20 protein-coding genes and 1 pseudogene are annotated in these 23,391 nt (G+C 65.8%); 12 read left to right on the forward strand and 9 right to left on the reverse strand.

Annotation, left to right across the window (positions count from 1 at the left end):
- Nucleotides 1–157: 157 nt before the first annotated feature.
- A complete protein-coding gene (locus AC1DU4_RS08185) occupies nt 158–1,564 on the forward strand; it encodes a selenium-binding protein SBP56-related protein (RefSeq protein WP_477838756.1) in 1,407 nt (468 codons plus the stop codon).
- A gap of 264 nt (nt 1,565–1,828) precedes the next feature.
- On the opposite strand, the gene AC1DU4_RS08190 is transcribed toward AC1DU4_RS08185, so the two are convergent.
- Nucleotides 1,829–2,470: a TetR/AcrR family transcriptional regulator gene (locus tag AC1DU4_RS08190; protein WP_477838758.1), complete on the reverse strand. Its 642-nt coding sequence runs from the start codon at nt 2,468–2,470 to the stop codon at nt 1,829–1,831.
- 79 nt (nt 2,471–2,549) lie between these two features.
- On the opposite strand from AC1DU4_RS08190, the gene AC1DU4_RS08195 reads away from it, so the two are divergent.
- Complete coding sequence (locus AC1DU4_RS08195; RefSeq protein WP_269590300.1) at nt 2,550–2,888, forward strand: VOC family protein; 339 nt, start codon at nt 2,550–2,552, stop codon at nt 2,886–2,888.
- A gap of 189 nt (nt 2,889–3,077) precedes the next feature.
- On the opposite strand, the gene AC1DU4_RS08200 is transcribed toward AC1DU4_RS08195, so the two are convergent.
- From AC1DU4_RS08200 to AC1DU4_RS08210, 3 genes and pseudogenes are all read right to left on the reverse strand, one after another.
- Nucleotides 3,078–3,665, reverse strand: a complete 588-nt coding sequence (locus tag AC1DU4_RS08200; protein ID WP_477838760.1) for an SMI1/KNR4 family protein — start codon at nt 3,663–3,665, stop codon at nt 3,078–3,080.
- A gap of 393 nt (nt 3,666–4,058) precedes the next feature.
- On the reverse strand, nt 4,059–4,505 hold the full coding sequence (locus AC1DU4_RS08205; RefSeq protein WP_477838762.1) for a protein-tyrosine phosphatase family protein: 447 nt from the start codon (nt 4,503–4,505) through the stop codon (nt 4,059–4,061).
- Between the two features lie 185 nt (nt 4,506–4,690).
- Nucleotides 4,691–5,356 (reverse strand): annotated as a pseudogene (locus AC1DU4_RS08210) (4'-phosphopantetheinyl transferase family protein).
- Nucleotides 5,357–5,935: 579 nt separating this feature from the next.
- On the opposite strand from AC1DU4_RS08210, the gene AC1DU4_RS08215 reads away from it, so the two are divergent.
- Together AC1DU4_RS08215 and AC1DU4_RS08220 are read left to right on the forward strand one after the other, a co-directional pair.
- A complete protein-coding gene (locus AC1DU4_RS08215) occupies nt 5,936–6,313 on the forward strand; it encodes a hypothetical protein (RefSeq protein ID WP_477838764.1) in 378 nt (125 codons plus the stop codon).
- A 261-nt stretch (nt 6,314–6,574) separates the two neighbouring features.
- Nucleotides 6,575–7,603, forward strand: a complete 1,029-nt coding sequence (locus AC1DU4_RS08220) for a DNA polymerase III subunit beta family protein (RefSeq protein WP_477838766.1) — start codon at nt 6,575–6,577, stop codon at nt 7,601–7,603.
- Between the two features lie 397 nt (nt 7,604–8,000).
- Here AC1DU4_RS08220 and AC1DU4_RS08225 read toward each other — a convergent pair whose 3' ends face one another.
- The 5 genes from AC1DU4_RS08225 to AC1DU4_RS08245 form a co-directional block, all read right to left on the reverse strand.
- Complete coding sequence (locus AC1DU4_RS08225) at nt 8,001–8,477, reverse strand: hypothetical protein (protein WP_477838768.1); 477 nt, start codon at nt 8,475–8,477, stop codon at nt 8,001–8,003.
- Nucleotides 8,478–8,612: 135 nt separating this feature from the next.
- A complete protein-coding gene (locus AC1DU4_RS08230; protein WP_477838770.1) occupies nt 8,613–9,023 on the reverse strand; it encodes a hypothetical protein in 411 nt (136 codons plus the stop codon).
- A gap of 176 nt (nt 9,024–9,199) precedes the next feature.
- Nucleotides 9,200–10,216, reverse strand: a complete 1,017-nt coding sequence (locus tag AC1DU4_RS08235; protein WP_477838772.1) for a methyltransferase — start codon at nt 10,214–10,216, stop codon at nt 9,200–9,202.
- Between the two features lie 942 nt (nt 10,217–11,158).
- The gene (gene trpS / locus AC1DU4_RS08240; RefSeq protein ID WP_477838774.1) at nt 11,159–12,199 is read right to left on the reverse strand and encodes a tryptophan--tRNA ligase; all 1,041 of its coding nucleotides are present in this window, start codon (nt 12,197–12,199) and stop codon (nt 11,159–11,161) included.
- 755 nt (nt 12,200–12,954) lie between these two features.
- Nucleotides 12,955–13,488, reverse strand: a complete 534-nt coding sequence (locus AC1DU4_RS08245; protein ID WP_477838776.1) for a dihydrofolate reductase family protein — start codon at nt 13,486–13,488, stop codon at nt 12,955–12,957.
- Between the two features lie 131 nt (nt 13,489–13,619).
- Between AC1DU4_RS08245 and AC1DU4_RS08250 the strand changes: the two genes are divergently transcribed.
- The 8 genes from AC1DU4_RS08250 to AC1DU4_RS08285 all read left to right on the forward strand — a co-directional run bounded on the left by AC1DU4_RS08250 (nt 13,620) and on the right by AC1DU4_RS08285 (nt 23,385).
- Entirely contained in the window at nt 13,620–14,504 is an 885-nt protein-coding gene (locus tag AC1DU4_RS08250) for a LysR family transcriptional regulator (RefSeq protein WP_477838778.1), read from the forward strand.
- Nucleotides 14,505–15,756: 1,252 nt separating this feature from the next.
- Nucleotides 15,757–15,912 carry a hypothetical protein gene (locus AC1DU4_RS08255; RefSeq protein ID WP_477838780.1) on the forward strand — a complete coding sequence of 52 codons (156 nt, stop codon included), beginning with the start codon at nt 15,757–15,759 and terminating at the stop codon, nt 15,910–15,912.
- Nucleotides 15,913–15,914: 2 nt separating this feature from the next.
- Nucleotides 15,915–16,076, forward strand: a complete 162-nt coding sequence (locus AC1DU4_RS08260; RefSeq protein ID WP_477838782.1) for a hypothetical protein — start codon at nt 15,915–15,917, stop codon at nt 16,074–16,076.
- A 99-nt stretch (nt 16,077–16,175) separates the two neighbouring features.
- Nucleotides 16,176–17,132: a R2-like ligand-binding oxidase gene (locus tag AC1DU4_RS08265; RefSeq protein ID WP_477838784.1), complete on the forward strand. Its 957-nt coding sequence runs from the start codon at nt 16,176–16,178 to the stop codon at nt 17,130–17,132.
- A 95-nt stretch (nt 17,133–17,227) separates the two neighbouring features.
- Complete coding sequence (locus AC1DU4_RS08270; RefSeq protein ID WP_477838786.1) at nt 17,228–18,190, forward strand: ATP-binding cassette domain-containing protein; 963 nt, start codon at nt 17,228–17,230, stop codon at nt 18,188–18,190.
- Entirely contained in the window at nt 18,187–18,978 is a 792-nt protein-coding gene (locus tag AC1DU4_RS08275; protein WP_477838788.1) for an ABC transporter permease, read from the forward strand. Before AC1DU4_RS08270 ends, AC1DU4_RS08275 begins: the two co-directional genes overlap by 4 nt.
- A 217-nt stretch (nt 18,979–19,195) precedes the next feature.
- The gene (locus AC1DU4_RS08280; RefSeq protein ID WP_477838790.1) at nt 19,196–20,083 is read left to right on the forward strand and encodes a universal stress protein; all 888 of its coding nucleotides are present in this window, start codon (nt 19,196–19,198) and stop codon (nt 20,081–20,083) included.
- A 149-nt stretch (nt 20,084–20,232) separates the two neighbouring features.
- Entirely contained in the window at nt 20,233–23,385 is a 3,153-nt protein-coding gene (locus AC1DU4_RS08285) for a beta-phosphoglucomutase family hydrolase (RefSeq protein ID WP_477838792.1), read from the forward strand.
- Nucleotides 23,386–23,391: the final 6 nt, after the last annotated feature.

Here is a 23,391-nt window from a genome sequence, read left to right on the forward strand (position 1 = left end):
CCGATGGCAGGCCGGGTGTTTGTCCGCGCAGACAAGTTTGGTGTTCACCGAGAGCCCGTACGTCTTCCTCATCACTGCGAACCCGTGGGCGAGGGTTGCGGTAGGTGTAACAGGCGGTGTTGGCGGGTCTCGTCGTATCGATACGAAGGGGACGACGATGAGTCAGCCAACCATGGACCCGACCTTCTATCGCAGCGCAGCCGAGGCGGCCGCCGCTCCGCCCGAGACACTGGCCTATGTGGTCGCGTTCGATCCCGCGGCGGCGAAGCCCGATGCGCTGAGCGTGATCGACGTGGATCCCGGCTCGGAAACATACGGCCGGGTGGTGGGCTGGACCGAGGTACCCCACCGGGGCGGCGAGCTGCACCACTTCGGCTGGAACGCCTGTAGCAGCGCACTGAAACACGAGGGTCACCACATGGAAGGGTTGGCCCGCCGGTACCTGATCGTGCCGGGTCTGCGCTCGTCCCACCTGTATGTGTTCGACACCCAGCCCGACCCACGTCAACCCACCCTGGTCAAGACCGTGGACAGCGCCGTGCTCGCAGCCCAGGCCGGATACTCCCGACCACACACGTTGCACTGCGGGCCGGACGGCGTCTTCATGACCTGCCTCGGCGGCGTGAATGGATCGGACGGGCCGGGCGGGATCGCACTGCTCGATCACGACACGTTCGACGTGCTCCGGCAATGGGAGACCGACCGGGGACCGCAATACCTCGCCTACGACGCGTGGTGGCATCTCAACCAGAACACGCTGATCAGCAGCGAGTGGGGCACGCCTTCGATGATCGAGGACGGGCTGGTGCCGGAGCTGTTGCTGGCGAACAAGTACGGCCACGCCATCCACTTCTGGGACCTCGCCACCGGCCGGCACCGGCAGCGGGTGGATCTCGGCGAGCAGTACCAGATGCCGCTCGAGCTGCGCCCGTCGCATGACCCGGATGCCACCTGGGGGTTCGTTGGTGTGGTGGTCTCGACCGAGGATCTGTCGGCCTCGGTGTGGCGTTGGCACCGTGACGGCGGCAACTGGGCGGTGGACAAGGTGATCACCGTCCCGGCCGAGCCGGCCGATCCGGACCTGCTGCCGCCGGCGCTGAAACCGTTCGGTGCGGTGCCACCGCTGGTCACCGACATCGACCTGTCCGTCGACGACCGGTTCCTCTACGTCTCGTGCTGGGGCATCGGGGAGCTCAAGCAGTTCGACGTGCACGACCCTGCCAACCCGACGGAGACCGGGTCCATCCGGCTCGGCGGGATCGTCGGCCGCAACGCGCATCCGGCGGCACCGAACCGGCCGCTGTCCGGCGGCCCACAGATGGTCGAGATCAGCCGTGACGGTCGGCGGGTCTACCTCACCAACTCCCTCTACGGCGCCTGGGACGACCAGTTCTACCCGGACGGCGTCGGGGCCTGGATGGCTGCGATCCACACCGATCCTCGCGGAGGAATGACCGTCGACGAGACCTTCTTCCCCCACGACGAGGACTTCCGGGGTCTGCGGGTACACCAGGTTCGCCTCCAGGGCGGCGACGCGTCCTCCGATTCGTACTGCTACCGATAGCAGTCGGCGTTGGCCTACGGCCCGCGCCGCGAGCCCCGGGGCTCGACTCCCCTTGCACGGCGGATCGGGGAGATCCGTCGAGTCATCACCCTCTGGAACGCCAAGGAACCACGCGAGAACACCGCCACGTAACGCCGCGAGTCACAGCCTTTCGTGTCCGCAATCGATGGTTCGCGATACACCCCGAACCCGAGACCTGTGACTCGCGGCGATACATGGCGGGGTTCTCGCGTCGTCAGGTGGCGTCAAGCAAGCCCGCCGCAGTCACCGGCGGGTTGTCTCATCTGTTGCGAGGAGTTCTCGGATGCTGGCATAGAGATGACGCCGGAAGATTGCTTCTGGTTCGCGCCAGTCAAGATGATGGTTGACCTCGAGGGCGACAATGCCGTGGAACGCCCCCCACCAGGCGAGAAAGTCATCGAGGAGATCGTCGTCGGCCAACAGTTGACTGATCATGCAGCCTCGGGCCTCGGCATATGGGGTGGCGATTGGTCGCAGCACGTCAGTTTGCGCGGACACGGTGGACCCACCTGGTGGTGCGGCGTACCCGTCGATCTGGTCAAAGAAGATGAGGTTGAACTGTCGGCGATGTGCGATCGCCCAGGACCGGTAGGCAAGTGGACCGGCAGCGAGGCGCTGTTCGAGAGCTGACCCTGCCGATGCACCAGTTGCAGCAGCGATGGTGGCTTCGAGCGATTGATAGCTCTGCACGATCAACTCGGTGAACAGTTCGGCGAGACTGGGAAAGTAGGTGTAGAGCGCGGGTGCGCTGACCCCGACCTCGCGCGCGATCCCGCGAAGGGTGACCGCAGTCGGTCCACCTTCCTCGAGTCGTCGGCGCGCTTCGGCGACGATGTCCTGCTTGAGTTCTCGACGCTGCCGATCGCGTCTGGGTTCCTTCGTCATCCTGCACAGGATACACTTAACGCTGTTAGGTAACCGAACATCGATCAGGAAGCAGGGTGTTGTGAATCAGACTGTCGGAATGACGCTCGATTGCGTCGACGTGAAGACCGCGGCGATCTTCTGGAAAGCTGCCCTCGGCTACGACGAACCCGTCCCATTTACAGACGGTGCGCAGTTCCATGGGCTTGTTTCACCGGGCGGAGGTTTGCATCACCTCACGCTGCAAAGTGTGAAAGAGCCGAAAGATGTCAAGAACCGGGCTCACCTGGATCTCTTCGTCGATGACCTCGACTCTGAGGTCTCGCGACTAGCTGGCCTCGGTGCGCGAACACTGGAAGAGCACAACGACGACGGCGGGTATCGCACCGCGGTACTGGCCGATCCCCTGGGAAATGAGTTCTGTGTCGTCCAACGCTGAGTAGCAGCCTCTCATCACAGCTCGACGGCCTAGGTGCGCGGCGGCGTGGCGGAATCGTGACTACTCGACTGCGGGATGCTTGAGCAGTGAGCGCAGCGCAGTTCTTCGATCCCCCCAAAGAGCGACGCGAGAACACCGCCATCTATCGACGCGAGTCACACCAATGGGGTTCTGCGCCTGATCGGGGCGCTATGGCTGAAAGTCCCAACGGAGTAGACCGTCCTCGATGACCGGCACCCACCCCTCGCAGTCCGTTCCCTGCTCGAGCGCCGTCGCAGTGGAGTCGAGCATCGCCTCGATCGAGACCCACTTCAGGGTTTCGACTCCCTCCCCGAAGAAGTCGACCACGCAGTCCTTGCGGTCCCCGGAGCGGGTGTAGATCACGAGGTAGTCGCCGGCGCCGTCCTCACCGATAGGGATGTAGGCGGGTAGGTAGGTCCCGGCTTCCTCTCCTGCGGGTGCAGCCATCAACATCTCAGTGCCCCCGAGATCGTCGGTCATGTCCTGCCACAGCTGAGTCATCCGTGAGTGAACCTCAGCGGCGGCAGTGGCGGAGATTGGTGCGAACCTGGGGAGTAGATAGAGCGGGCAACCGGGGTGGCTGCCATCGTGCAGAGTGAACCACTGGCGGAGTTGTTCAGACCAGACCCTGCCGGTGGCAGTCTCAGCGGCGCGAATATCTGCCGGTTTGGCAGGCGGCAACAGTTTCGCCGCGGTCGCGGAGGCGTGTTGCTCGCACCAGCGGATGATCCGGGCCCAGTTCGCCTCAACCGTCATGACGCAAAGCTATCGGCGCCGGCGTCGAACCGTGGTTAGAATTCCGATATATCAACAACATTCCCCAGGTCAACAAAGACAAGACGGTGCGGGCAGACGCTTCCCTCGGCCCCGAGGCTTCCGCGGCTGAATCCGGCCGCCAATTTTCGCGCTCAGCTGGGTTGACCGGGAGTGACTCTCCCAGAGATCCCCACCAGTGGATACCAGCGGCGTCTGGCTTTAGTTTCCGCGCAACGGTTCCCAGCGGCTCGCCGAGGTCTCCGTTGGCAACGTCCTGCCCGAACCGCACAGGCGCGACCTCACCATCCGGATTCGTGTCCGGAAAACGGTCGTTTTCCGGACGCGGATCCGGATTGCGAGGTCGCGGACGGTGCGACGCACTGAGCTGACGAGTCAGCTCAGCCGGCTCGAGCCGAACTGGGCGACGAAGCGCTTCTGCCATGGCATCTCGACGGCCCTGCGTGAGTAGTTCTCACGGACATAGTCGACAGCCTTGTCGGCCGGTATTCCGTCGAGCACTGCAAGGCAGGCCATCGCAGTTCCCGTGCGTCCGAACCCGCCGCTGCAGGCGATCTCGACGCGCTCGCTCTCGGAACGCTTCAGCAATTCATGCAATGTCGGGACGAATGCTCTGCGGTCGGACGGTAGCCAGAAATCTCGCCACCGCACCCACCGACTCTCCCACTCGGCCGGTGCGGGCTCGCTGCCCTGCAGGTACACCCCGAAATCGGGCTTCTCGCCTGTTGGGACGGGGTTACGGAGGCCCCGGCCGCGAACCAGCCGACCGGATGGCAGCCGAAGCAGCCCCGGTGTCTCCGGGTCCCAGGTCTCGTTCGTCACTCGATGTCCCTTTCGATTCTCTGATCGGTTGGTGGAGATGGATCGACGATTGTCGCGTCACCCGTCTGCCGTCCACGACGGTGACGGGACTGGCGTGGAGCTCTGGCCTGTGACGGTGCTCTCGCGTGGCCAGATAGCGCTTGCGTGCCGAACGAAGGTGTAGACCACTCCGAGCGAACCTCGGTTCAGGAGACTGCGATTGCGGTGACCACCAGGCCGTCCGAGATCAGCCAGCGCCCATCGAACGCGTGTATCGGCGGCCCGCCGTGCGTTTCGCCGGGGACCAGGATCGTAGAGCGAAAGGTGCCAACCACCTCGGTGCCATGCCCAGTTCGCTCGAACGTGATGTGCGCATCCTCAAATCCCAGCCAGCGGCCGGTGAGAGGTTCCCATGCCTTGTAGGTGGCTTCCTTGGCGCAGAAGAGGAGTCGATCCCAGTGCACGTCGCTGCGATCTGCGGTCGAGAGCCATTGGCGTTCAACTTCAAGGCTCACGGCGTCGAGCACACCGTCAGGAAGCGGACCGTGGGGCTCGGCATCGATTCCGATGGATCGGACCTGCATCGAGTATGCGAGAACCGCGGCGCGGTAGCCGTCGCAGTGTGTGAGACTGCCGACCACGCCTTTTGGTCATGCCGGCGCGCCGGAAGGGCCTCGCATGATCGGCGCGGGATCGAGCCCCAGCGTGCCCATTGTGAGGCGAGCGCAATGGCGTGCTGAGGTGAATTCCCGTCTCCGCTTGTCGCTCGCGCGTGCTATCAGCGGCGCCTCCATCGGATGAGGGGACAAACCGGATGGATCCTCGAACAGCTCGGCCGCCATCACACCGTTCGGCAGAATTGCCTCAATCACTGTCCCCCCAAAGGAATGCTCGCTGACCTCATCATCCTGCGGGATAGAAGGGAGATGACGTCGGATCTGTACCTGGCGGGACCGGAGCATAGCCGCCGAGCCAGAAACGTCCCGCTCGGCGATCGCTGGATTGCAGCGCTCGGCCTGGCGTCCGGATTGATAGCTCCCCCTATTGAGTGCGTGTGTCTCCTAATCGTTCGTTTCCCGGACACGAATCGGGCTGGGCGGCTGAGGATGCGTGTGACTCGCGGCGATAGATGGCGGAGTTCTCGCGGCGTCAGGTGGCGCCGACGACGAGGGTGCTGCGAGCGGTTTCGACGACGTCGGCGGTGTCGAGAAGGTGATCGCGGCACACGCCTCACCCGAGTCGATCAGGCTCGTCTAGCCCACACCGAACACGCTACGGGTGGCCCCGACCAGGTGATTCCTGGTCGGGGCCACCCGTCGTGGACGTAGGCTGACAGCATCCTTCGGCCGGCGCCGGTGTTCATGACCGGGAGCGGGCCACCAGGGCAGGGAGGTCCGTCGATGAGGCAACGTCACCGTCTACGCCAAGCATCCATCGTCGCCGGAGCCGGCGTGGCACTGCTTCTCGCGGCACACCCCGCCGCCGCCGCACCGACCGACACTGTCTTCCCCATTCCCGTCGGCGGGGTCGCCCTCAGCGTCGGTTCGGCTGAACTCCCGAGGTCGGGCTACACCTACGTGACCGCCACTACCGATACTGACACCCCGGGAGTGACCCGTTTGGGGCCGTACATCGGTGTTCACGTCCACTGGCGAAACATCTCCACCGGTGCAGCGGGTGTCGCATACCTCGGCAACCGCGACGGCACATCGGTCGAGACCGGTTCCGGGACGGTGGTCGCCGTGGCCACGGCGCCCGGTGGGGTCGACGGGATCAACTACCGGATATACGTCATCACGCCCGGCGCCGGCGCCTGGACCGTCCCCTGACCGACTCGGCAGAGCACCCGGACCGGCCGGAGCTGATCGAGGCGTTGCTGCGGGGCCTCGGGGTCTCGGTAGTAACCGCCGAAAGAACAACGGATATGGCGTAGCCCCTGTGGTCGGGCCGGTGGGCGTGCGCGCGTCACGTCGCCGGCGCGTGATCTGTACGTCGGTCAGCGACTGAAGCGCCACGACGCATATGACGGTTCCCGTCGAGCCGGTGATCGGCTTGACCCTCGACCGAGTCGAGAGGTGATGCTTCGTGTCATGGAGGACTTCTACGGGATAGGCAGGCTTGCGCGCATGAGTGGGCTGACCGTCAGCGCGCTGCGGTTCTACGACGGGGCAGGCGTGCTAACGCCTGCGTTCGTCGATCCGCACAGCGGCTACCGCTGGTACACCGGCGACCAGGTGGTCGTCGCGCAGCTAATTTGCGGGCTGCGCCGTACCCGGATGCCTGTGCCCGATATCAAGCAGATCGTGACTTCCCGGCATATCCCGGAACGCGTCGATGCCCTGCTCGCCGCACACCTCGAACGCCTGGAACAAGGACTCGCCGACGCCCGCCAGCAACTGTCTGACATCCACTCACTACTGACCACGAAGGAACCCCCGATGACCACAATCCTGACCTTCACCGGACCGGACTTCCGTGCCGCGCTGGCCGCGGTCCGTTTCGCCGTGAGCACCGACCCCGAACTGCCGGCACTCGGCGGGGTGCTCCTCGACACCACCAGCGGCACGGTCAACCTGGTGGCCACCGACCGATACCGGCTGGCCGTGGCACCCATACTCGCGGACGTTGAGGGCCCCGCTCACGCAGCGGTAGTGCCTGTTGCCTTCCTCGACAGTATCGCTGCGACCGCGGCCACGCAGGTCTGCCTCACGGTGGAAAGCGGAACCGTGACCGCACGGGCAGGGGAACTGAACTGCACCGCCATCGTGATCGATGAGGTGTTTCCCGACTATCGCAGGCTGATGCCGTCCGAGGAGGCCGAAGGCGTCCGCATCGGAGGCCGGCTGCGGGAGGCCATCGTGAACGGTCCCTCCCTCATCCAGCAGCGAGAAGACGGGGTCGACTTCGAGACTGTCGTCTTGTCCGCCGACGACAGCGGCGACATCGTGATCTCCGAGGGGACGAACGGTACCGCGGTCAACCGCGAGTTCATCCTCGAAGCCATGGACGCCGGCGGCGAAGGGCAACTCCATCTCCGCCTCGACGGACCGATCACCCCACTGGTCATCCACTCGGCTCGATCGACATCGCTGGTGATGCCGGTACAACTCCAGAGGTGACAGGTCGATCGGCGCCGGCACGCTAATCGCCGGGTCCGGTAGCCGATCGCGGCACTTCGACGTGGTCGACAGGCCGTGGAGGCCGCCGGGAACCAGTTTCTCGGCGGCCGGATCGGGCTGCGGGCTCGCGAACATCGTGCGCGATCACCCTGGACCAGGGGTTACGCCATATCCGTTGTTTTTCGGCGATTACTACCGGAACCCCGCCTCACCGGCACGGCCGCACCGCCGCCGCGGCCACCCACTGATCCACATTCAGGAAGCCTCGACCATTGCCTGTCGGGATCGAGAACTGAGCGCGGGCGAGCCAGCCGCCCGTCGTCCTGTTAACTGCACTTCAGCCGTTGATCTGCGGGTCTGAATTCAGCCCGTACGGTTCTCGCTGATGGCGGTGGGGCTAGCTCGGTGACGTACCTGACGGAGCGGGTCTTGTGAATCGGATGCCGTTGAACGTGTAGGTGCAGCACGCACAGTGAGGGTCCAGACTCGATTCATTGATGTCCGGATTCACAACTTGCAGCGTTCCATCGGAGGCGACGTACAACCCGCTGCAATAGGTCGACTCACCGATCCGCACGTAATCCCGACGGTCGGATTCCTGCACCGCCACGAGCCAGAAAATCGGTTCACTCTGATCGAGCCGGGACTTGGCCTCCGCGAATGTCGCCTCCCAGCCCGAGCCGACCCTCGAGAGCAGAAAACGGAAAAGAGGCGTGTAATCACGCCCCCGGCCCTTTGCCCGCCCCATACCCTCCTGCGTCACATCGGATTTCACAGTTCGCTTGGTGTTGCGCCGATGCCGGTACTCACCACCGCGTGGACGCGACCCCCGCGCGGTGGTGTTGTCCTTCCGATACAGCGGCGGCTTGTCCACATGCCGAGCCTAAGCCGTCTCATGGCACGAAACCAGCGCCATATATCGCCGCGAGTCACACGGAGCACCTCCTGCCGCGATTCATGTCTTGGAAACGAACGATTGATGGACGGCGCTAGATACCGGACTGCGCACTCACCGTTTGCGCAAGGCACGGACCAGGGTGGGGCCACAAGCAGCGAATGCAGCAGTTCCTCCTGCAAGTGCAACGCCGACCACTGCGGCTTTGCGAGGCAACCCGCGACGGGCGGCGTCAGCCACCACGACAGCGTCGATCAGGTCCATCGCGATCCCGGCCCGCAAGGTCGCCCGGCGCACGGTGGCATCCGGATGCAGTGCAGCTGCACCCAGGACGATGTCACGCACGCCGAACGCCTTGATCCACACACCCAGATCACTGCTGGGGTAGGAAATGCCCAACGCGTTGTAGACCTGCCGCGATGCGATCGCTGTGGTCGCACCCCACAGAATCCGCCCAACGCCAATCGCGTGCGAAACCGCACGTTCGGCCGAATTGTCCTGCTGCTGTATGCCGAGTGCCGTCACGATGGCCAGCTTGCCAGACCGCCGCCCAGTCCAATTCGTGTGCAGAAACCGAACGATTGATGGACTGTCGAAAGTCACGAACGAAGACACCCGCGGTTTGCAGCGTCCACACACCTAGGACGATCGCCGATCAGGACACTCTGCCGGGTCGGGAGATCCAGCGAACCCCCAGCGGTTCATCCGTCGGTTTGGGTCGCGACGCTGAACTCCACCGCGATACGTCCGTCCGTCACGGGGACCGAGGTGTGGAACTCGAGTCCACAGTGGGCGGCAAGCTCGATCAGCTCGTCGAGCGTCCTCTCCTTGCCTCCGAAACACATCAGCATGAACAGGTCCATGCCTGTGCCGACGCCGTGCCCTCGTACCGGCTCGACTACCACCACTGAGCCGCTCGGGGTTGCCGCCCGCCAGCACTCGGTCAGGATCTTCCGGGCGTGCTCGTCGTCCCAGTCGTGGAGGATGTCGGAGAGCAGGTAGGCGCCGGCTCCCGCGGGCAACGGGTCGAAGAAGCTGCCGGAAATGGCGCTCGCCCGATCCTCGAGTCCGCCGGCAGCGAACCGTTCGGCGGCCGCGGTCGCCGTGGGCGCCAGGTCCAGGACCCGGCCCTTGACGCCGGGATGGGCGTGCAGAATTTCGCTGAGCAGCTGCCCGTCTCCGCCGCCGACGTCGACGATGTCGGGAAAGCGGCTCCAGTTCAAGCTCTTCGCGATCTCCGGCGCCTGTTCGCGGAACCGCCAGTTCATCTGGGCGTCGAAGGTGCGCCGCAGTTTCGGCTCGGCGTCGAGATCCGCCCAGAAGTCGTGCCCGTACCGGTGCGGATAGGCGGGTGCGCCTGTGGTGACCGTTTCGAGAAGATCGACGAAGGCGAGTTCGGCGCGACCGCCTGCGCAGGTGATGTCGAGCAGCGGTTTGACCCCTTCCGGGGCGTCCTCGCTCATCTGGGCACCGAGGCTCGTGGGCCGGTAACGGGCGGGCTCGGCATCGAGACAGAAGACGCCGATCGTGACCAGGTGGTCGAGCAGGCGTCGCAGTGCCTGTGTCTGCGTTCCGGTTGCAGTGGCGAGTTGCTCTGCCGTCGCCCCCTCGGTGCCTGCGTGTTCGACCAGGCTCAGGGTCGCCGCTGCTCGGATCGCCATGGGTGTGGCCAGATCAGCCAGCACCATGATCGACCGTGCTTCCGTTGGTTTGTCCACGGGCACAAACCTACTCAGCCCGGCGCGAACCCCTGCTGCGCGCCTGGGGCCCACGTGAGGCTTCCGACAACAACGTCTACGCCGCGCTGGCACGCGCCCTGCACCGTGCACCTTCACGTCAGCGTCCACCACCAACGCATTCTCGACCACGTCGAGCTGTAGGTCATCGACGAATCCGAACGATTGTCAGCCACCGCCGTCGAGCACCTACGCGACCAGTTCGACCGCGGCGCTGCCGTCCGACTTGGGATTCCGTACTGGTGGGCTCGAATGGGTTTGGTCGGGCAGCCGTTTGGGTGACCGCCTGGATCACGGACCGGATCGGAAACGATCCGCGGCCAGGCACCCCGTTGTGGTCGCGACTCGATTTCTGATTCCATCCGCTCCATGAATCGGCTTGCGATATTGCTTGGCCTGCTTGGTCGCTCGCGGCTTCGACCGCCCGAGCTGCTGTCAGAGCGCCCGCTGCGACTGTGTGGCGCCGGCCTTCTGAGTGCTCGGCGGGGGTCGCCTCATACGAGTTGGGGGTGTTCACCAATGCCGGAGCATTCTGGGCTGCATGCGGATTGGATAGATCGACCAGTTGGTAATCACACTTGAGGATGGCTCCTAATCACACAAATCTGGATGATTTCCAGGTTGTGGTGGTCAGGCGCAGGATCAGGTGGCCGACTGAAGCAGTCCACGTGCCGTGGTGAAGTTTCGAGCAGCGGGTTTGGATCTCGAGTCCTGGATCGGCCACGTCTCCCGGACTGAGATGCAGGACGGGTTGCCAGGATGCCTGCAGGCTTCTGGACGAGATCGGATTCCCATCGGAAAGCCAAGTGTCCGACCAACATGACGATCGTCAAACAGGACACCGATTGGGCGCTCCGAGAAAGATCCTCCGCAGCGAGGCGTCCTCCGCCTGTTGGCTGCCAAACCACTGAGCAGTAGGGCGTATCAATAGGTCGTTCCCATCGCGGTCCGGACCTCGTCAAGTGTCTGTTGGGCGATCTCATTCGCACGCTGGTTTCCGACACGCAGCACGCTCGCGACGTAGTGGGCGTCTTGGGCGAGGTCGTTTCTGCGTTTCCGGTGTGGGGCAAGGAAGTCGTTGACGGCGGCCGTGGTGAGCTTTTTGAGTGCGCCGGCACCGGCGTCGCCGATCTCGTCGGCAAGGTCGTGTTCGCTGCGGCCTGAGCACAATGCTGCGGTGGTCAACAGGGCGGACACCCCGGGGCGGCCGGCCGGGTCGAAGGTGATGTCGCGCTGCGAGTCTGTCGGCGCCTTGCGGATGACCGTTGCGGTCTCGTCGGCAGTCATCGACAGCGTGATCGCGTTACCGTAGCTCTTGGACATCTTCCTGCCGTCCAGGCCTGGGACTTCCGGGCTGGAGGTAAGCAGCGCCTGCGGTTCCGGGAAGACTTGGCCGTAGCGGTCGTTGAACCGCCGGGCGATGACCCGCGTCATCTCGACGTGCGGAAGGTTGTCCTTCCCCACTGGGACGAGGTTGCCCTTGCAGAACAGAATGTCCGCTGCCTGATGCACTGGGTACGTAAGCAGTAGACCGCTCAGGGCCCGCCCGGACGCGGCGTGTTCGGCCTTGACGGTTGGATTACGGTGCAGTTCGGCCTCGGTGACCAGGCTCAGGAACGGTAGCAGCAGCTGGTTCAGCGCCGGCACTGCAGAATGGGTGAAGATCGTCGCCCGCTGGGGGTCGATCCCGGCGGCCAGGTAGTCCAGCACCGCGCTGTGCACATTGTCGCGGACCTGGCCTATGGCGTCACGGTCGGTGATGACCTGGTAGTCCGCAAGGATGATGAAGGTGTCGACCCCGAGGTCGTGCAGGCGCGCCCGCTCGGCGATCGTCCCGAAGTAGTGCCCCAGATGCAATGGGCCTGTGGGGCGTTCGCCAGTCAGAACTCGGTATCGGGTCGGGTGTTCAGCGATGTCGGTGCGCAGACGGTCGCTGCGTTCGGTGGCGGTGTCGAGGGAAGTCAACCTAGGGCTCCTGGATGGTCAGGGGCTGTACGGAACCTCGAGTAGGTCGGGATCGACTCCTCACGGGCTGCGCACAGCCCGCGGACATGGTTAGACGGGCGGCTGGAGCAGCCACCACCATGCCTGTCGGATAACGATCACACAGCCAGCGTAGCAATCCGTCTCCGTGGCCGATCCCTCAGCCGGACGCGCGTAGGGCGTCGCCCAAGGTGCTCATCAGTTGCGCAACGCGACTGCTACCGGTTGGCGCGAGGGTACCGGGAAAGAACGACGATGAGGGTAGGCGTGGCGCGGTGCCGAGCCTGTTCGATCAGCATGTTTCCAACTGCGGGGTCGCCACCTGCCCTCGGTGGGAAGCCGTCCATCGGGTCGGCCACGAATCCTCCCGCCAACACCGAGCTGAACCCGAAGAGCCGGTCAGTCTCTGCGTCCACGTCCGGCTGATGCACGTGGTCATCGCCCGGCTCATCCCGGCGGCGCCCGCCACGAACAGCACGCCGGAGACGATGAAGTTCGCGATCTGTATCCATCCGTCGCTGCCCAGGCTCAGCAGGCTGAGCCTGGGCAGATCAGATCGAACCCGACGCGGGTCACCACCTGTGCGGCCGCAACCGCGAGGTAGATCGCGCTGGCGGCCATTGTGTGATCGATGGCGGCCACCACTTCGTCCTCTCGTCGGTAGTTGGTCCTTCACGGCTACCTCGGAGCCAAGCGACGGGCTTCGATACGAGCGAGCAAATATCTATCGCAAACCGTCAGGCGGCGGGGCGATAATCGAGGACGATGGCGCCGGAGTCGAACACATAGCTGCCCGCCAGAGTCCAGGTCTTGCCGGTGGCGCCGTCGCGGAAGAGACGCTTACCCGTGCCGAGGGTGACAGGGTGGACGAAGAGCTTGAGCTCGTCGACGAGGTCGTGCTCGATCAGGTAGCCGGTCAGGTCGCCGCTGCCGTAGACGAGCAGGTCCCCGCCGGGCTCGCTCTTGAGTTTGGCGACCTCCTCTGCGACGTCGCCCTTGATCAACACGCTGTTCCACTCGACGGTGTCGAGGGTCGTGGACGCGATGAACTTCGGGATGCTGTTCATCCGCTCTGCGCCTTCCTCTTCCATGGCCGGCCAGGCCATCGACATGCCGTCGTACGTCTTGCGGCCCAGGAGCAGTGCCCGGCTGGCGGCGAGTTGGCCGCCCTGGAACTTGGAGTGATCATCGGTCCAGAACGGCGCGGTCCACGCCGGCTCCTCCATGACCCCGTCCATCGATGTGTAGATCACTGCGACAACCTTGCTCATGGTCCTTGCCTCCGTGGGGATTTGATTGGTCACTGATGGGACACACTCAGACTGTGACGCCTGGTCGGCACGAACAACATGCGATAGTGGAACGGCTCTTTAGTCAGATTCAACGATCTTGAGGGGGCGCTGTGCTCGAGCGGCACGAACTCGAGGCGTTCCTGACGCTCGCCGAGGAACTGCACTTCGGCCACACCGCTGAGCGCCTGCATGTCAGCACCGGCCGGATCAGTCAGACGATCAAAAAGCTCGAACGCCAGGTCGGTGCGCCCCTGTTCGACCGCACGAGTCGCGTGGTGCGGCTCACCGAGCTCGGTCGCCAACTCGATGGCGACCTGCGACCGGCCTACGGGCAGATCGTGGAGGGCGTGCGGCGTGCGATGGAGGTCGGCCGTGGGATCGAACACACCCTGCGGGTCGGTTTTTCCTCGCCATGGCTCGGCAGCTTCGTTGTCACCGTCGCCGATGCGTTTCGAGTCGCCCATCCCCACTGTGACGTCCAGATCCAGGAAGTGCAGTTGGGCGACCCGATCGGTCCGCTCCGGTCCGGGGAACGCGACATCCAAATCAGCGAGTTTCCGATCGACGAGCCCGATCTCACCACCGGCCCGGTCATCAGCACGGAACCGCGGGCGCTGCTGGTGCCTTCGAAACATCCTCTCGCACGACGGGAATCGGTTTCCCTCGAGGATCTTGCCGAATTCCCGCTCGTGACCATCGGCGGCGCCGCCCCGCGCTACTGGCTCGAGCATCATTTCCCGTCGTGGACGCCGTCGGGTCGACCGATCCCACGCGGACCCGAAGTCGGGTATCACCAGGAAGTGCTCTCGCAAGTCGGCGCGGGAAAGGGGGTGTCGCCCACCTGTGCCCGAGCCGTCCACTACTACGCCCGGCCGGACGTCGCGTACGTGCCCTTCCCCGACGCCCCGCAGATCGCCTATGGCCTGGTTTGGCGTACCTCGGCCGACAACCCCACGGTTCGAGCCTTCGTCCACGCGGTCATGGAGGCGGCCTGAACCTCGACGTCTGACCCACTACCGGGCGAGCGCCGCCTTCTGCGCTTCTCCCATCGCGTCCCGAGGAAGGGCGTCGACGAACCACACTTCGCACGGCCGCTTGTGCCGGGAGAGCTCGCCCGCCACGTAGTCGACCCAGTCCGACGATCATCTGACCGAGGTCCATGGGCGTGGGTTCGTCAACTACGGATGGCCTGGGATCACCACACCTGATGATGTGTGGCGGATACGTCTGTGGCCCAACGGGTGCCGGAGCGGATGTCGCCGCCGGGGCCTCGGGGAAGCGGTTCCCGGTGACGGCCGTTCCTCCGCGCAGCGCCTTGCAATGTGCTGCACCTGCGCCGCGGGTACTTCCGGATCTTTGGCCTCGCCGCGCACCGACTGCTGCTCGGGTTCACCTTGGCTGCGATGAATGTTGTGACACTGCGGTACTGGCACCTCGAACGCGACCTGCCCGACCCCTGGGGACAGCTATTGGGGGAACCCGATCCTCCGCCCGCCGCTTCACAGCGGCGAGGTTCTCGCCGAGGGGCCTCACGTCGGGCGAGAGCCGACGGGAACGGCCTCTAGCGACCACGCCCCGCACTGGGACCAAAGGTCCCAGGGGAGTGTCGTGGGTCACGTGCCGAAAGCTGGCCGTTGAGGCGTGAATTCGGGGGTGCGCGTACCGGGAAGCGCCCACCCAAGTCCTGCAGGCGGCGGGTCGCCGACGTAGATCCGAGAATTCGGCCGAAAATGCCTGGATTCTGTCACTGGCGGGTTGATAGGTGAACCCGATCCGTGCTGATGGGTGAACACCCTAGTTGGAATGGGGTGGAGAAGGCGCCCCCTACGGTCGCGGCACAAATCTAAGGAGGCTCGATGGATACAGCACTTTGGTCCCTGGTCGCTCTGGTCGCTCTGGTCGCTCTGGTGGGGCTACCGGCTGGTCTCGTGGCGATCTTCGCGCGGGACCAAGTGCAGAGGCACGATGCTCACCGTGTTCTCCAGACAGTCGTCGAAGCATTGAGGCGGCCGGGCGATGCCCCGAAGGAGTAGCTGCCCAGTCCGGGCACAGGACCGGGTGACGTTGGCCCGAGAGCCCAGCCGGCCACCGGGTGTTGCCGGAATCTTGAACCGATTGCCTGTTGTCCCTGGCGGGCGCCTGTGAGTTCCGCCGTCACCAGGGACAACCAGACAGCGCGACTACGGAGCGACCCACACGTAGCTCGACACAGCCAGAGAACGCTGGGGGAGGGTCGAGATCGCAACCATGTTGACCCCGGCGCCGGCGGGAACGTCGATGCGGGTCTGGCCGCGGTCGACCGGCGCCCGCCGGGTGTGCGTGATCGGTGCGTTGCCGTTGATCCAGTCGGCCTGGACCGTGGTCCCGCAGGCGGGGCTCGCGCCGAAACTGCCGCGGGAGTGAGGGTGACCGCGAGGTTGCCCGGCCGCGCGGGATCGGTCTCGAAGTCGACGTGGATCGGTCCGTTGCACGGGCCGAGGTTGTCGATCGACATCGTGGTGGTGACGGCCGACGGCTGCGAGTCGATGAACCTGCGCCCGCACGGCCTGACGGTCCTCGGCGTGTGAGGCCGCCGGGTCCTTGACAAGACCCGGACGCATGTCAAGCTTGGGTGTGACCCAGGACACTTGACCGGGTGTCCGTCACACCTTCCGGGAAGTGCGGCCATGACTGCTTCACCAGAGCTCAGGCAGGGATTCGGATCGATCCGCGCGGGCGGCCTGAACTGGGAGTCGTTCCCGCTGCGGCTCTTCGACAAGGGCAACGCACACTTCTGGGATCCGCGGTCCGTCGACTTCAGCCGGGACGCGCAGGACTGGGCGGGGCTGACCAGCGAGCAGCGGCGCAGCGCCACCTACCTGTGCACCCAGTTCATCGCCGGCGAGGAGGCCGTCACCGAGGACATCCAGCCGTTCATGCGGGCGATGTCCATGGAGGGCCGGCTCGGCGACGAGATGTACCTGACCCAGTTCTGCTTCGAGGAAGCCAAGCACCTCGCCATCTTCCGGCACTGGATGGACGCGGTGGGGCTGGACGGGGACCTGCACCCGTTCGTCGCGGAGAACCCCTTCTACCGCGAGCTGTTCTACGAGGAGCTGCCCGGCTCGTTGCGACTGCTCGAGACGGACCCCAGCCCGGCGAACCAGGTGCGCGCCAGCGTCACCTACAACCACGTGATCGAGGGCAGCCTCGCGCTGACCGGCTACTACGCCTGGCAGAAGGTCTGCACCGAGTGGGACATCCTGCCCGGCATGCAGGAGCTGATCCGGCTGATCGGCAACGACGAGCGTCGGCACATGGCGTGGGGGACCTTCACCTGCCGTCGGCACGTGGCGGCCGACGACGCCAACTGGGGCGTCGTGCAGCAGCGGATGGGCGAGCTGATGCCGCTGGCGCTGGGGATGATCAACTGGGTCAACGAGCAGTTCGAGGTACAGCCGTTCGGCCTCGACCCCGAGGAGTTCGTCACCTATGCCGCGGACCGGGCCCAGCGCCGGCTCGGGGCCATCGAGTCGGCCCGCGGCCGGCCGGTCGAGGAGATCGACGTCGACTACTCGCCCGAGGTGCTCGAGGACCAGTTCGGCAAGGAGGACGACGCCGCGTTCGCCGACGTGGCGAAGTAGCCCGGCTCGGCCCGGAACTCCCTCCCAGTGGCGACACCTCGACGACAGGGCCACACTGGCGTTCACGTTCCGGTGTCCGGGAGGGGTGACGCTTCATGGCGGATGCTGTCGAGGTCCAGGACCTCGTGCTGCGATACGGGAAGACGCTCGCGCTCGACGGGATCAGTTTCACCGTCCCCGAGGGAACTGTCCTGGGGGTTCTCGGTCCGAACGGCGCCGGAAAGACCACCGCCGTCCGGATCCTGGCAACCCTCCTGCGGGCCGACTCGGGGAGCGCGTCGGTGTTCGGCCTGGACGTGGCGAGCCAGGCAGACGAGGTGCGGGCGTCGATCGGGCTGACGGGGCAGTTCGCCGCGGTCGACGAGTACCTGACGGGGTTCGAGAACCTCGAGATGGTGGGACGGCTGTTCGGGGTGGACAAGGCCGAGTCGAGGCGGCGCGCGGACGAACTCCTCGCCCGGTTCGATCTGACCGAGGCCCGCAATCGCACCGTCAAGCAGTACTCGGGCGGCATGCGCCGACGCCTCGACATCGCCGCCAGCCTCATCGGGCGTCCCCGCGTGCTGTTCCTCGACGAACCGACGACGGGCCTGGACCCGCGCAGCCGGATCGGGATGTGGGACTTCATCTCCGACCTCGTCCGGGACGGGACGACGATCCTGTTGACGACGCAGTACCTCGAGGAGGCCGACCGGTTGGCCGACTCGATCATTGTGCTGGACAAGGGGTCGATCATCGCCGCCGGCACCTCGGACCAGCTCAAGGGCCGGGTCGGCGGGGAGCGCCTGGAATTCGTGCTGGAGGACTTCACACAGGCGCCGCGGGCCTGCGAGTTGCTGGCGTCGCTGGGGATCGAACCGCCGACCACCGACGCGCAGGCCCGCCGGATCAGCATCCCGGTCTCGGGCGGCGTCGACGATCTCGCGCAGGCCCTGAGCCGGCTCAAGGAAGCGGACCTGGCGGTGTTCGACGTCGGCCTCCGCAGGCCGAACCTCGACGACGTGTTCCTCAGCCTCACCGGGCACGTGGTGGACGAGCAGGCCGGTGAGGCGTCGTGAGGATCTTCCGGGACTCCGTCATCGTCGCCAAGCGCAACCTGATCAAGGTCAAGCGGGTCCCCGACCTGCTGGTGTTCTCGACCCTGTCGCCGATCATGTTCGTCCTGCTCTTCGCCTACGTCTTCGGCAGCGCGATCGCGGTGCCCGGCGTCAGCTACAAAGAGTTCCTGATGGCCGGAATCTTCGTCCAGACGGTCATCTTCGGCGCGACGATCACCGGCGTGAGCCTTGCCGAGGACCTGCAGAAGGGGGTGATGGACCGGTTCAGGTCGCTGCCGATGGCGCGCTCGGCGGTGGTGATCGGCCGGACCGCCGCCGACGTKGGCACGAACGTGCTCACGGTGGTCATCATGTCGATCACCGGACTGATCGTGGGCTGGCGGATCCACTCGTCGTTCCTCGAGGCGGTCGCCGGGTACGCACTGTTGCTGCTGTTCGCCTACGCGATGTCGTGGGTGATGGCGCTGGTGGGGCTCTCGGTCAAGACGCCGGAGGTGGTCAACAACGCGTCGTTCATCGTCATCTTCCCGCTCACGTTCATCGCGAACACCTTCGTCCCCACCGACAATTTCCCCACGGTGCTCCGCACCCTGGCCGAGTGGAACCCTGTCTCCTCGGTGACGCAGGCGGCCCGTGAGTTGTTCGGCAACACCAGTCCCGCCGTGCCGGCGCCCGATGCCTGGCCGTTGCAGCACGCGGCGCTGTACTCGTCGGCGTGGATCATCCTGCTGCTGCTGATCTTCGTACCGCTCTCGGTGCGCAAGTACGAGCGGACGCTGACCTCGTGACGGGCCGGCGCTCCACATCGTGACCGGGCTGGGCGGCCTGGCGAACGGCGACAGCCGACACCGATGCGCGGGTCCGACGAATTCGGTGACGAGTGCTGACTTCTTGGGGACGTTTGCCCCTGTTCGGAGACCATCTGCCCGGGAAAGGATCGAACTGCGAAGGATCGAGCGGCGCCCGAGGCAGTAGCACCCGCCTGACGAACCCGAGGAGAGCGACATGTTGGTAAACCCGCCGATCGTGGTCGGAGTCGATGGTTCCCAGTCCTCGAACGACGCCGTGTGGTGGGCGGCAGAGAACGCGGTACGCAGGGATGCGCCGTTGCTGCTGGTCGCCACGGTGTTCGTCGCCGGCACGTACGGGGTTCCGATCGGGATGCCACCGACCTACTTCGACGACCAGGAGGTGGAAGGAAAGCTCCGGCTCGCACGCGCCGCCGACCTCGCACGCCAAGCAGCGTCGGGACGACCGCTGACGATCGAGTCCGAGCTGTTGTCGGGCCAGCCGAGCCTGCTGCTGATCGACCGCTCGAAGGACGCGGGGATGCTGGTGGTCGGGTCGCGTGGCCTCGGGGAGTTCACCGGTGGGCTGCTGGGGTCGGTCAGCACCGCGGTTGCCGCCCACGCGCGTTGCCCGGTCGCCGTGATCCGCACCCTGTCGGACCCGGAGGCCGCGGTGGGTGGGCCCGTCGTGGTCGGTGTGGACGGCACGGAGAACAGCGAGCCGGCGGTCGTGGCAGCCTTCACCGAGGCGTCGTTGCGCGGCGCCGAACTGATCGCGGTACACGCGTGGTCGGACGTCAACGTCACGAACTTCCTCGGCAACGACCGGACCTTCGACTGGACCTCCGTCCGCACTCGCGAAGAGGCCGCGCTGTCGGAAAGCCTGGCGGGTTTCGGCGAGCGCTTTCCGGAAGTTGCCGTCCGCAGGGTCGTGGTTCAGGACCGCGGGGTGCAGGCACTGGTCGAGTTCTCGGCGTCCGCGCAGTTGGTGGTGGTGGGGAGCCGGGGCCGTGGCGGGTTCACCAGCCTGCTGCTCGGCTCCACCAGCAGGGCGTTGTTGCATTCGGTCGCCTGCCCGTTGTTGATCGTTCACTCGCGGCCCTGAATCCCGGAACCCTGCAGTGCTCGACGACCGGGTGGCAGGATGGGTAGTGGCCAGGTCCGGTGTGGGGTCGCGGATGCGGAGAGGGGCACATGGCCCTCGTAGGCAGTCAGCGTGCAACGACGAACATCTGTGGCCGAGAGTTCTCAGCCGTGGTGTTCGACCTTGACGGGGTCGTCACGGACACAGCGACCCTGCACGCGGCGGCGTGGAAACAGATGTTCGACGACTACCTCAGCGGTCTCGGCGCCGATCAGTCGCCGTTCACGCTCGACGACTACCTCCGCTACGTCGACGGCCGGGAGCGCACGGACGGCGTCGGCACGTTTCTGCGGTCACGGGGAGTCGACCTTCCCCGGGGAGGCGCCTCGGACCCGCCGTCCGAGGCGAGCCTCAACGGTCTCGGGACTCGCAAGGACCTGCTGTTCCAGCACCTTCTGGCCACCGAGGAGGTGCCGGTCCTCGCCGGCACCGTCAACGTACTGCGACTGCTTCGCGCGGGTGGTGTCCCCACCGCCGTGGTCAGCGCAAGCCGCAACGCCCGGCAGGTGCTCGACGCGGTCGGACTGACCGCAGAGTTCGACATCCGGGTCGACGGCGTGGACGCGAACCGGTTGCTGTTGCCGGGCAAGCCCGCCCCGGCGATGTTCCTGGAGGCGGCCAGACGGCTCGGCGTGGAACCGCGTCGCGCTGTCGTGGTCGAGGATTCGTCGGCGGGGGTGCGCGCGGCACGATCCGGCGGGTTCGGATTCGTGATCGGGATCGACCGTGACCAGCGCAATGCCGCGCTGCACGAGAGCGGCGCGGACGTCGTCGTGGACGATCTGGAGGTCCTGGACCTCGGGATCTCGGATGCTGTCCGGCAGGCCGGCGACCCCGACCCGGCCTGCGGGGTCTGCGCGGTCGAGACGACCTCGCCGTGGCTGTTGACCTACGAGGGGGCGGATCCCGAGACGGAGGGGACGAGGGAGGCACTGCTCACCCTCGGGAACGGGTATCTCGGCACCCGTGGTGCGTTGCCGGAGGCGCGCGCAGACGGAACGCACTACCCCGGGGTGTATCTCGCGGGCTGCTACAACCGGGTGTCGTCGGTCGTCGACGGGGCGACGCGAGAAGACGAGAGCATGGTGAACCTGCCGAACTGGCTGGACTTCACGTTCCGAGCGGAGGACGGCGCCTGGTTGCGCCCGGGCAGTCACGAACTGCTGCACCACCACGTGACGTTGGATCTTCGCCGTGGGGTGCTGATCAGGGAGAGCGTGGTCCGGGACGGAGACGGTCGACGCACCCGGATCAGGCAACGCCGGGTCGTGTCGATGAACTCGCCGCATTTCGCTGGGCTCGAAACGGTGCTCGTCGCCGAGAACTGGTCCGGGCGGATGACCGTCCGGAGCGGACTCGACGGCGGGGTCCGCAACTCGAATGTCGCGGAGTTCGACGGTCTGGAGGGCCGACATCTCACCGCTCCGGAGACCGGGACGACCGCGGGCGGAGAGATCTGGCTCGAAGTCGAGACGAATCAGTCGCGGGTGCGGGTGGCGCAGGCGGCCAGGACTTCGATCCGACTTGCCGACGGTGGCGAGATGGAGGCTGAGCGAACGACGGTCACGGAACCGGCCGCTGTGCGTGACGAACTCACCTTCGCGGTCGCCGTGTCGGCCCAGATCCTGATCGAGAAGATCGTGGCGACCTACACCTCGCGTGACCATGCGATCTCGGAACCGGTGCTCGCGGCCCGACAAGCTGCAGCGGATGCCCCGGAGTTCGCCCAGTTGCTGGCCGCGAGCGAAGCGACATGGCACAACCTCTGGCGCCGTTGCGAAGTCGTCTTCGACGCCGACGCCGAGCTTCGACTCGCCGCGAACGTCCAGACATTTCACGTGCTGCAGACGCTGTCACCACACACCGCGGACCTTGATGTCGGGGTGCCCGCGCGGGGTCTGCACGGCGAGGCCTACCGAGGACACGTCTTCTGGGACGACATCTTCGTCCTGCCCTTCCTCACACTTCGTCTACCCGAGTTGGCCAGAGCCTTGCTGGAGTACCGCTTTCGGCGGCTCGGCCAGGCAAGGCGCAGGGCGCGAACCTATGGACGAGGAGGGGCCGCCTTCCCGTGGCAGAGCGGTAGCGACGGCCGAGACGAGACTCCTCCCGCATTCTTCAATCGACGTTCCGGTCGTTGGGTGCCGGACAACTCCGCCCGGCAGTTCCACGTCAATCTCGCTGTCGCATACAATGTCTGGCACTACTGGGAGGTCACAGCGGACTTCGGTTTTCTCGCTACCTTCGGCGCCGAGCTGCTGGTCGAGAACGCCCGATTCTGGTCGAGTCTGGCCACCTACGACGCGGACGCGGACCGGTACGACCTGTGCGGCGTGATGGGGCCCGACGAGTTCCACGACGGCTATCCCGACCTCCCCGGGCGTGGAATCGACAACAACACCTACGTCAATGTCATGACCGCGTGGTCGCTGGCACGGGTACTCGACACCGGTCGAATACTGGGCGAGGACCTCGGGCTGTGGCCGAAGCTGGGCGTCACGGCCGCCGAGCGGGGCGAATGGGAGCATCTGAGTCGGCGTCTGCGGCTGGAGTTCCTCGACAACGGAATCCTCAGCCAGTTCAGGGGATACGGCGATCTCGACGAACTGGACCTCGACGACTACCGGGCACGGTACGGGAGCATCGGCAGGCTCGACCTGCTCCTGGAAGCCGAGGGCGACTCGTGCAACAGGTACAAGGTCTCGAAACAGGCCGACGTGCTGATGCTGCTCTACCTCTTCACCGCCGAGGAGCTCACCGGTCTCGTCACCCGCCTCGGGTACGAGTTCGACCCGGCATCCATCCCCGACACCGTCGAGTACTACCTGGCGCGGACCTCGCACGGGTCCACCCTGAGCAGGGTCAGTCACGCGTGGGTCCTGGCCCGCGGCAACCGCAGGGAGTCGTGGCAGATGCTGCGTGAGTCGCTCGACGCAGACCTGGGAGACATGTTCCGCGGCACGACCCGCGAGGGAATCCACCTCGGCGCGATGGCCGGCGGCATCGACCTCCTCCAACGGTGCTATTCGGGCCTCGACGTACGCGGCGACACCTTGTGGCTGCACCCCCAACTGCCTGCCGAGCTGAGCGCCCTGGAGTTCGACATCAGGTATCGCGACCACTGGTTGCACCTTCGATGCGGCCACGACACCGTGACCGTCACGGCGAGCCCCAGCGCCGCGGCGCCCGTGCGGGTGAACATCCACGACGAGAATCACCTCCTCACCGCAGGGTCGTCGGTCACAGTCCCGGCCCGGTGCTGAGCGTGC

It is taken from the genome of Rhodococcus sp. P4_F5, assembly GCF_056401315.1.

Coding starts and splice junctions, on each gene's coding strand:
- AC1DU4_RS08185 (WP_477838756.1), top strand. CDS start 158: ATGAGTCAGCCAACCATGGACCCGACCTTCTATCGCAGCGCAGCCGAG.
- AC1DU4_RS08190 (WP_477838758.1), bottom strand. CDS start 2,470: ATGACGAAGGAACCCAGACGCGATCGGCAGCGTCGAGAACTCAAGCAG.
- AC1DU4_RS08195 (WP_269590300.1), top strand. CDS start 2,550: ATGACGCTCGATTGCGTCGACGTGAAGACCGCGGCGATCTTCTGGAAA.
- AC1DU4_RS08200 (WP_477838760.1), bottom strand. CDS start 3,665: ATGACGGTTGAGGCGAACTGGGCCCGGATCATCCGCTGGTGCGAGCAA.
- AC1DU4_RS08220 (WP_477838766.1), top strand. CDS start 6,575: ATGGAGGACTTCTACGGGATAGGCAGGCTTGCGCGCATGAGTGGGCTG.
- AC1DU4_RS08245 (WP_477838776.1), bottom strand. CDS start 13,488: ATGAGCAAGGTTGTCGCAGTGATCTACACATCGATGGACGGGGTCATG.
- AC1DU4_RS08255 (WP_477838780.1), top strand. CDS start 15,757: ATGTTGACCCCGGCGCCGGCGGGAACGTCGATGCGGGTCTGGCCGCGG.
- AC1DU4_RS08265 (WP_477838784.1), top strand. CDS start 16,176: ATGACTGCTTCACCAGAGCTCAGGCAGGGATTCGGATCGATCCGCGCG.
- AC1DU4_RS08270 (WP_477838786.1), top strand. CDS start 17,228: ATGGCGGATGCTGTCGAGGTCCAGGACCTCGTGCTGCGATACGGGAAG.
- AC1DU4_RS08280 (WP_477838790.1), top strand. CDS start 19,196: ATGTTGGTAAACCCGCCGATCGTGGTCGGAGTCGATGGTTCCCAGTCC.